The 7,500-nt window shown below is 58.9% G+C and carries 7 protein-coding genes; all 7 read left to right on the top strand.

Going from position 1 to position 7,500, the window contains the following annotated elements:
* Positions 1–431: 431 nt before the first annotated feature.
* The 7 genes from AC1Q6D_RS32995 (at position 432) to AC1Q6D_RS32965 (ending at position 7,460) form a co-directional block, all read left to right on the top strand.
* Positions 432–1,292 carry a MurR/RpiR family transcriptional regulator gene (locus AC1Q6D_RS32995; protein ID WP_103406887.1) on the top strand — a complete coding sequence of 287 codons (861 nt, stop codon included), beginning with the start codon at positions 432–434 and terminating at the stop codon, positions 1,290–1,292.
* Between the two features lie 29 nt (positions 1,293–1,321).
* Positions 1,322–1,882: a D-alanyl-D-alanine dipeptidase gene (ddpX, locus tag AC1Q6D_RS32990; protein ID WP_047535651.1), complete on the top strand. Its 561-nt coding sequence runs from the start codon at positions 1,322–1,324 to the stop codon at positions 1,880–1,882.
* 153 nt (positions 1,883–2,035) lie between these two features.
* Positions 2,036–3,616 (top strand): ABC transporter substrate-binding protein, encoded by a 1,581-nt coding sequence (locus AC1Q6D_RS32985; RefSeq protein WP_103406888.1) that lies wholly within the window; start codon positions 2,036–2,038, stop codon positions 3,614–3,616.
* Positions 3,617–3,690: 74 nt separating this feature from the next.
* Complete coding sequence (locus tag AC1Q6D_RS32980; protein ID WP_047535659.1) at positions 3,691–4,707, top strand: ABC transporter permease; 1,017 nt, start codon at positions 3,691–3,693, stop codon at positions 4,705–4,707.
* 1 nt (position 4,708) lies between these two features.
* Positions 4,709–5,590 carry a D,D-dipeptide ABC transporter permease gene (ddpC, locus tag AC1Q6D_RS32975; RefSeq protein WP_047535662.1) on the top strand — a complete coding sequence of 294 codons (882 nt, stop codon included), beginning with the start codon at positions 4,709–4,711 and terminating at the stop codon, positions 5,588–5,590.
* 2 nt (positions 5,591–5,592) lie between these two features.
* A complete protein-coding gene (locus AC1Q6D_RS32970) occupies positions 5,593–6,576 on the top strand; it encodes an ABC transporter ATP-binding protein (RefSeq protein WP_103406889.1) in 984 nt (327 codons plus the stop codon).
* Positions 6,576–7,460 carry an ATP-binding cassette domain-containing protein gene (locus AC1Q6D_RS32965; protein ID WP_256590415.1) on the top strand — a complete coding sequence of 295 codons (885 nt, stop codon included), beginning with the start codon at positions 6,576–6,578 and terminating at the stop codon, positions 7,458–7,460. The genes AC1Q6D_RS32970 and AC1Q6D_RS32965 overlap by 1 nt, the downstream gene beginning before the upstream one ends.
* The last annotated feature ends 40 nt before the right edge of the window (positions 7,461–7,500 follow it).

Below are 7,500 nucleotides of genomic sequence, written 5' to 3'. Positions count from 1 at the left end.
TGTGAGAGTAGGTCATCGTCAAGATTAAATTCCAAAACCCCTATCTGCGCATGCAGGTAGGGGTTTTGTTTTTGTCCTCGAAAAAGCATCCTGAGATTGGTATGGATGAAATGGTTTGTTCGGTGCCAAGGCCTGCATGACGCCTGCGATCATGGGTTTTTCTTTAGGTTGGGAATAGCGTCCGTTCTGGAACTGATTTTGTCCCTGCAGCGAGTGTCGCCGAACATTCGCTGAGCTCTCCCCTCCCGAGAGTTTTCCAAACAAAAAAACCAGCGCATTGCGCTGGTTTTTTTTCGGACTTTTCCGGGATTCGGGATTCGGCGTAACGCGTCTGAAAAAAACGTGGTGTTGTCTTGATGATAAATGTTATACATGTAACATGTTTAACGATAATGACACCGCAATAACAATCCCTCGATCGGTGCGCTGATATGTCTACAGAAAAGAACAGCTTCCTTCAGTTGCTCGAGCAAGAGTTCTCGAACCTGACCCCGACTGGCAAACGCATTGCCAGTTACCTGTTGGGAAACCCGGATCAGCTACCGTTCGAGTCGGCCGACAGCATCGCGCAGCAGGCTTCCACCACTGGCATTTCCGTGGGACGTTTTTTCCGTTCGCTGGGTTATCAGAACATCGATGAGGTCAAACAGAGTCTGCGCGGCGAAGCGCCGGCGTCGTGGTTGATCACCGACCGGATCGGCGCCTTTCGCACCGAAAGCACTCGAGAAGACGCACTCGACCGTTCCATGAGTCGCGAGATCGAGGCCATCCGGCACGTCTATGGCCTGGCGCGCAGCAGTGCCTTCGCTGAAATCGTGCAGCGCATCTACGAAGCCGATGCGGTATTCATTCTCGGCATCCAGTCGACCCGCGGGATTCTCACCGCGTTTCATAGCCACCTCGAATACATCCGGCCCAAGGTCTACTACGTCGACGGCTTGTCCGGCATCTACGCCGAAACCCTGAATTCCGGCTTTGCCAACCCCTACGCAATCATTTCGGATTTCCGGGCCTATTCCAGTGTGACCCGGACCTTCTGCGACGCCGCCATCGATAACAACCTGCCCTTGGCCCTGATCACCGATCTGCAATGCCCGTGGGCACGTGACTACCCGCTGGATCTGCTGCAACTCAAAACCGATGTCGGGCAGTTCTGGGACTCCCCTGCCCCGCTGGCCTGCCTGTTGAACCTGATGGTGTCGGCCGTAGCAGAAAAGTTCGGCGACCGCCTCGATGAACGCCTGAGCAAAAACCGACAATTGCAAAAAGCTTTCGGCCAGTTCGAAGGCTAGATCCATCCAATCCCAACTGGAGTTTTTGCGTGAACAACAGCCCCCTTGTAGAGATTGATGCCGAGCGATATCAGGTGCAAATCGATCTGATCTACGCCAGTGCCGACAATCTGGCTGGAAAGGTGATTTACCCGAGTGCCCGTTGCCTGCTGCATCGTCAAGCGGCCGACTGCCTGGGCAAGGCCAGTGAACTGGCGCGGCTGGCCGGTTACACACTGCGTATTTATGACGCCTACCGTCCACCTTTCGCCCAGTTTCTATTGTGGGAGGCATTGCCTGACGGTAACTACGTGCGCGATCCCCATTTGGGCTCCCACCATAGCCGTGGCGTGGCAGTGGATTTGACCCTGGTGGGCAGCGATGGACAGCCGCTGGATATGGGCAGCGCCTTCGACACCATGGAAGAGAAGTCCCATCAGTTCTACCCCGACCTTCCCGTTCACGTGCAACGCAATCGTCTGCTGTTGCTGGGAATCATGCTCGCGTCCGGGTTCTGCGCAATTCCCACTGAGTGGTGGCATTACGAACTTCCGGATGCCGATGATTACCCCTTGCTGGAAGACAACCAGACCACGTTCTCGAACAACTAAAACCGCAACAAACCGATAACGAAACCACAGAGTTTCGACGCCAACGCTACGCGATAACAACAAGCGTTACCTGCTTCACCTGCAACTGCCCGGTTATAGCTTTTATAAAAAACCTGACGTACTTCCATACATCGAATGATTAAGGAAACCGGCATGACCCCAATGAACACCGTGACCCGAAAAACCTCTCCACGCACCAGCAAGCTGCTGCTTGGTCTACTGTGCAGCGCGATGAGCCTGGGCGCCTGGCAAGCCGCTTCGGCAGCGACGGCTCAGGACACTCTGGTCATCGGCAAGCCCGCCGACCCACAAACGCTCGACCCGGCGGTAACCTTCGATAACAACGACTGGACCATCACCTACCCGTCCTATCAGCGTCTGGTGAGCTACAAAACCGACGGTGACAAGAGCAGCACCGAAGTGACAGGGGATCTGGCGGAAAGCTGGACCGTGTCGCCGGACAACCTGGTCTGGGAGTTCAAGATCAAGCCCGGCAACAAGTTCGATGACGGCACCGCAGTGGATGCCGCCGCCGTGAAGTTTTCCTTCGATCGCCTGATGACCCTCAAGCAAGGGCCGTCCGGTGCATTCCCGGAGGACATGGTGGTGGCGGTGATCGACCCGCAGACTATCCGCTTTACGCTGAAAACGCCGTTCGCCCCCTTCCTGTTCACCCTGGCCCACAACGGCGCCTCGATCGTTAACCCGCTGGTGGCCAACAAGGGCGCCGAAACCAATGCCTGGCTGTCCAGTCACACCGCAGGCTCCGGTCCTTTCCGCCTGACCAGTTGGCAAAAGGGCCAGTCCGTCACAATGGAGCCGAATCCCTACTTCGCCGGTCCCAAGCCTGCGTTCAAGACCGTGATCCTCAAGACGATTGCGGAGCCCTCCGTGCGTCGGCTGCAACTGGAGCGCGGGGACCTGGATATCATCGAAGACATGCCCGAAGACCAATTGGGCGCACTGGGCGGCAAGCCCGGCGTAGTGGTCAAGGATTTTCCTTCGTTGCGCGTCACTTACCTGTACCTGAACAACAAGAAGGGGCCTCTGACGGACGTCAACGCCCGTCGCGCGATTACCGAAGCGGTGGACTACAACGGCATCGTCAAGGGCATTCTCAAGGACAAGGCCAAGCTGCTGAACGGGCCGATACCGGATGGCATGTGGGGCTACGACAGTTCGCTGCCAGTGATGAAGCAGGACCTGGCCGCCGCGAAGAACAGTCTGGCCAAGGCCCCTCAGAAGATCACCAACCTGAACTACATGTACTCGGACAAGGACGCCAACTGGGAACCGATCGGCCTGACCTTGCAGGCGGCCCTGGCCCCTCTGGGCATCAACCTCAAACTGGAGAAAACCGCCAACGCCACCCTGCGTGAACGCGTTGGCCAGGCCGACTACGACATCGCGGTGGGGACCTGGAGCCCGGACTTCGCTGACCCGTACATGTTCATGAACTTCTGGTTCGACTCCAAGATGCAGGGCCTGCAAGGCAACCGCTCGTTCTATAGCAACCCGGAAGTCGACAAGCTGATTCGCGAAGCGGCCGCTGTCAGCGACACCGCCAAACGCGTCGAGCTTTACCAGACTGCGCAGAAAAAGGTGCTCGACGACAGCGTCTATGCCTACCTCTATCAGAAGAGCTACTCCCTGCCGATGCGTGATTCGGTCAAGGGCTACGTGTTCAACCCCATGCTCGAACAGGTGTTCAACCTGGGAAGCATGAGCAAGTAAACATGCTCCTTCGCGCCAGCCCCCGGCGGCTGGCGCGGCTTCTGATTTCGTCGCTCGTGTAACTGAGGTGCCAGATGGCCTTCCTGACATTGTTGCGCAAGCGCCTGCTCGGCTTGATGTTGGTCGTGTTCGGTGTTTCGCTGATTACTTTTTCAATTTCCCACCTGATCCCGGGCGACCCTGCCCGATTGATCGCCGGCGACCGCGCCAGCGACGCTCTCGTGGCCGGCATCCGTCATCAACTGGGATTGGATCTGCCGCTGTATCAACAATACGGTCGCTACCTGATGGATCTGTTGCACGGGGACCTGGGAACCTCGATACGCACCAACCGTCCCGTCCTGGAAGACTTGCAAGCGTTCTTCCCGGCCACACTGGAACTGGCGCTGGTCGCACTGACGTTAGCGATTCTGGTCGGTGTGCCACTGGGCGTGTTGTCAGCGGTTTACCACAACCGGCTGATCGATCAGATCGCCCGGACCCTGGCGGTCACCGGTATTTCCACCCCGGCCTTCTGGCTCGGCCTGGGTGCAATCGTGTTGTTCTACGGCCATCTGGGCTGGCTGCCCGGTGGTGGCCGGCTATCTGAAGGGCTCTCGCCGCCACCGACGATCACGGGTTTTTACCTGATCGACTCGCTGCTGGCGGGCGATGTCCGACTGTTTCTCGATGCGGCCGAACACCTGATTCTTCCAGCCGCAACGCTGGGCTTCGTGACCCTGGGGGTAGTCGCCCGGCAGATCCGCTCGGCCATGCTGGATCAATTAGGCGAAGACTACATCCGCACCGCGCGCGCCTATGGCCTGTCCCGGTGGACAGTGATCCTGCGTCACGCCCTGCCCAACGCCCTCATCCCTTCGGTGACCGTCCTTGGGTTGACCCTGGGTGATTTGTTGTACGGCGCGGTACTGACCGAAACCGTATTTGCCTGGCCCGGCATGGGGGCCTATGTGGTCAAGTCGATCCAGTCGCTGGATTTCCCGGCGGTGATGGGCTTTGCGATTCTGGTTTCGTTCATCTATGTCCTGTTGAACATGGCTATCGACCTTTTGTATCGCGTGATCGACCCACGCATCGGCGAGGTGAATTGAAATGTCTGTGACTCTGACGGCGGCACGTGGCCCGCGCAGGGCTGAAAAACTCGCCTACCTGGCTTACCAGATCCGCCGGAGCCCGCTGACCATGGCGGGCCTGTTGATCACTTCTATCGTACTGCTGTGCATGATCTTCGCGCCCTGGCTCGCCAGCCACGACCCGAATGCACTGAACCTTGGCGAACGCCTGGCGCCGCCATCCGCCGACCATTGGTTTGGCACTGATGAAGTGGGTCGCGACCTGTTCAGCCGGGTGCTGTTCGGCAGCCAGCAGTCGGTGGGCGTCGGCCTATTCGTGGCTTTCGCCTCCTGTTTCATCGGCGGGCTGCTGGGGTGCTTTTCGGGGGTGATCGGTGGGCGTTTCGACGCCTTCATCATGCGCCTGATGGACATCATGCTGTCGGTCCCGTCACTGGTGCTGATCATGGCATTGGCGGCCGCATTGGGCGCGAGTCTGTTCAACGCCATGCTGGCCATTACCCTGGTGCGAATCCCATCCTACGTACGACTGGCCCGTGGCCAGGCCTTGAGTATTCGACAGATGGGGTACGTCAAGGCCGCCCATACGTTCGGGGCCGGACGCTGGCACGTGGTGCACTGGCACGTGGCGCGAAACGCAATGCCGCCCTTGCTGGTACAACTGAGCCTGGATATCGGTAGCGCCATCCTCATGGCCTCGGCCCTTGGATTCATCGGACTGGGCGCGCAACAGCCAACCGCCGAATGGGGCGCAATGGTCGCCACCGGGCGCAATTACATCCTCGATAACTGGTGGTATTCGACCTTTCCAGGCATGGCGATTCTGATCACCGCCACCGGTTTCAACCTGCTGGGCGATGGTGTACGCGACCTGCTCGACCCACGGCAACAGGGGAAATGACAATGCAGACTTCGAGCCCAGTGCTGGCCATCGACAATCTGAGCCTGGAATTCCCGGCTTACAAAAACAATGTGAAAGCCTTGAACGGCGTGACGTTGCACGTCAATCCCGGCGAAATCGTCGGCGTGGTGGGCGAGTCCGGGTCGGGCAAGTCGGTCACGGCGATGCTCAGTATGCGTCTGCTGCCCGAGCGCAGCTATCGCATTACCGCGGGCAGCCTTAGCATGCTCGGCCGCGACATGCTCACAACGCCTGAAAAGGAACTGCTGCAGATTCGCGGACGCGATGCGGCGATGATTTTCCAGGAGCCGATGACCGCCCTGAACCCGACCCGGCGTATCGGTCGACAAATGCTCGATGTGATCATCCATCACCAGAAAATCAGTGCTGCCCAGGCGCGGCTCAAGGAGATTGCCCTGTTGCGCGACATGCACATCGCCAGCCCAGAGCACGTATTGGAGAGCTACCCGTTCGAACTGTCCGGGGGCATGCGTCAACGGGTGATGATTGCGCTGGCGTTCTCCTGTGAACCGCAACTCTTGATCGCCGACGAGCCGACCACCGCGCTCGACGTGACGGTGCAACGCCAGGTGCTGTTGCTGCTGCGAGAAAAGGCCAGGCAACGGGGGACTGCCATTTTGCTCATCACCCATGACATGGCATTGGTGTCGCAATTCTGTGACCGGGTGTATGTCATGTACACCGGCGCTGTGGTCGAAGAAGGCCGCACCGTCGACGTGATGAACAACCCGCAACACCCCTATACCCGTGGGCTGCTCAGCGGCCTTCCGGAAATGGTGGAGCCGGGCCAGCCGTTGCTGACCATTCCCGGGCAAGTCCCCAACCTCGCCTCTTTACCCGAGGGCTGCACGTTTCAGGAGCGGTGCTCTTACGCCATGCCGGTCTGTGCCAAACGTCCTACCCTCAATGCCATCAACGACCAACGTAAAAGCGCTTGCTGGTTGCCCGTCAAGGAGCTTTCGTGATGAACAATGCTGTCCTTCATAGGGCTATCGACATGGCTCCCCCGATTCTTCAACTCAACGATGTTCGTGTGCGTTTCCCCGTCAGTAACGACTGGCTGGGTCGGCCGCGAGGCTTTGCTCACGCCCTCAATGGCATTGATCTTCAGGTACGAGCGGGCGAAACCCTGGGGATCGTGGGTGAGTCAGGCTGTGGCAAAAGCACATTGGCGCAGTTGTTGATGGGCTTGATTGCGCCCAGCAGCGGCGATTTGAACTGGGCCAGTCGCACCGGCAGCGAAGGCCGCAACAACGTGCAGATTGTGTTCCAGGACCCCCAGTCTTCGCTCGACCCGCGTCTGCCGATCTGGCGGATCATCACCGAGCCGCTGTACGCCCGGGGTCATGTCGATCGGGCACAGATGCGCGAGGTGGCAGCCAAGGTCGCGTCCCAGGTCGGTATCCGCCCGGAATACCTGGACCGCTTCCCCCACCAGTTCTCCGGCGGCCAGCGTCAGCGGATTGCCATTGCCCGGGCCCTGTCCTCCGACCCGGATATTATCGTCCTCGACGAACCCACATCGGCGCTGGATATCTCGGTTCAGGCGCAGATCCTCAACCTGCTCGCAGAGCTGCAACGCGCCCGCAACCTGACCTACATCCTGATTTCCCACAACGTGTCCGTCGTGCGTCATATGGCAGACCGGGTAGCGGTGATGTATTTGGGGCAAATCGTCGAGCTGGGCCAGGCTGCCCAGGTGCTCGATCAGCCACGCCATCCCTATACCCGCCTGTTACTCGAAGCAGTTCCACGACTGGGCGTTGCGCTGCATGCAGAGCAGGTGGCGGCGCCTACCGAATTGCCGGGTAAGGGGTTTGGGGAGCAATGGAACCAAAAACCAACGTAAGCCCTACCAACGCTTTTCGGTGTCTTCTTCCCAGGCGCCC

Source organism: Pseudomonas sp. MT92 (assembly GCF_058792515.1).
The sequence above is the reverse complement of the archived record's forward strand: the minus strand, read 5'-3'. Positions and strand labels throughout refer to the sequence as shown.